Origin of the sequence: Borrelia hispanica CRI, from assembly GCF_000500065.1 — a bacterium.
GTDB lineage: Bacteria > Spirochaetota > Spirochaetia > Borreliales > Borreliaceae > Borrelia > Borrelia hispanica.
This window is the reverse complement of record NZ_AYOU01000167.1, coordinates 1-948: the sequence shown is the minus strand read 5'-3', so window position 1 is coordinate 948 and position 948 is coordinate 1. Positions and strand designations below refer to the sequence as shown.

The 948-nt window shown below is 28.0% G+C and carries 2 protein-coding genes; both read right to left on the bottom strand.

What is annotated here, in order from left to right; translation table 11 throughout:
* Positions 1–282, bottom strand: a 282-nt coding sequence (locus tag U880_RS10420; RefSeq protein ID WP_038359786.1) for a DUF693 family protein, incomplete at its 3' end; no start/stop codon positions are given.
* 4 nt (positions 283–286) lie between these two features.
* Positions 287–922 (bottom strand): DUF792 family protein, encoded by a 636-nt coding sequence (locus tag U880_RS0109520; protein ID WP_024654544.1) that lies wholly within the window; start codon positions 920–922, stop codon positions 287–289.
* Between the last annotated feature and the right edge of the window lie 26 nt (positions 923–948).

The window sequence follows — 948 nt, the reverse complement described above, 5'->3', positions numbered from 1 at the left end:
AGTTAGTTTTGCTTGTTTAGAACATATATAGTTATTGCTTGTATATACATCAGATATTTTAATGTCTACATGTATGCCATCTATAGTGCGAAGTATAATTTTGGGTTCGTTTGTATTTTTCTTCTTTTCTTCAGTTTCTTCAGTTTTGGTTTCTTCTTTAGGTATGCTCTTTTTTTTAGTTTTTTCAGTTTGAGTTTCATTTTCTTTTTTAGGTATCTCGTAGATTTTAGGTTGATCATAGAATTCTATTTTAAAGTCATATTTTAAAAGTCTAGGTTCCATTAATTTATCCTTTATATTTTGTAAATGTTTTGAGAACTTCTAATGTTACACTAATTTCAACCTCATCAAGATATACTGTATCTTTAAGATCAAGAGAAGTAATAGCAACTATTTCTATAAATCCAAAAGATGGGCTGTAAACACTAAATGGCACACTTTCTTTTACCCTATTAGTTATGTGTTGTTTTGCTAAATTGCTAGTATGTGGAAATATGGATTTTCCAAAAGGCACATTAAATGACCATTTAAGTAGTTCTGAATATCCACTAACTAATCTTGCATTATTTAATGTAATAATCTCATCATTGAAAGTAGGATTATAACTTACATGTGTAGATTTACGAGTGTAGTAATCAATTATAGGACGTTTTGAACAAGTAGTATTATATTTCATATTTATTAGTTCACTTTTAGCTTGAATAAAAAATCCTTGTGGGACATATCCTTGTCCTTTGAAATCCATTCGTGGGCATAAAATTAAGAAATTCTGTGTCATAAACACACTAGATAATTGGTTAAAAGTTTCTTTTAAAATAGTTGTTATTTGAGATGGCGTTAAGTGAATATAATCTAGCATTGATTTCATGCCTTTTGCATCTTTGTACTGGTGAATAAAATCAGTTGTAAATTGTGTAATCATATTTATATCTCCTTAAGGTGTTTTTA

Excerpts from the sequence above, each read along its gene's own strand:
- U880_RS0109520 (WP_024654544.1), bottom strand. The coding sequence starts at position 922 with ATGATTACACAATTTACAACTGATTTTATTCACCAGTACAAAGATGCA.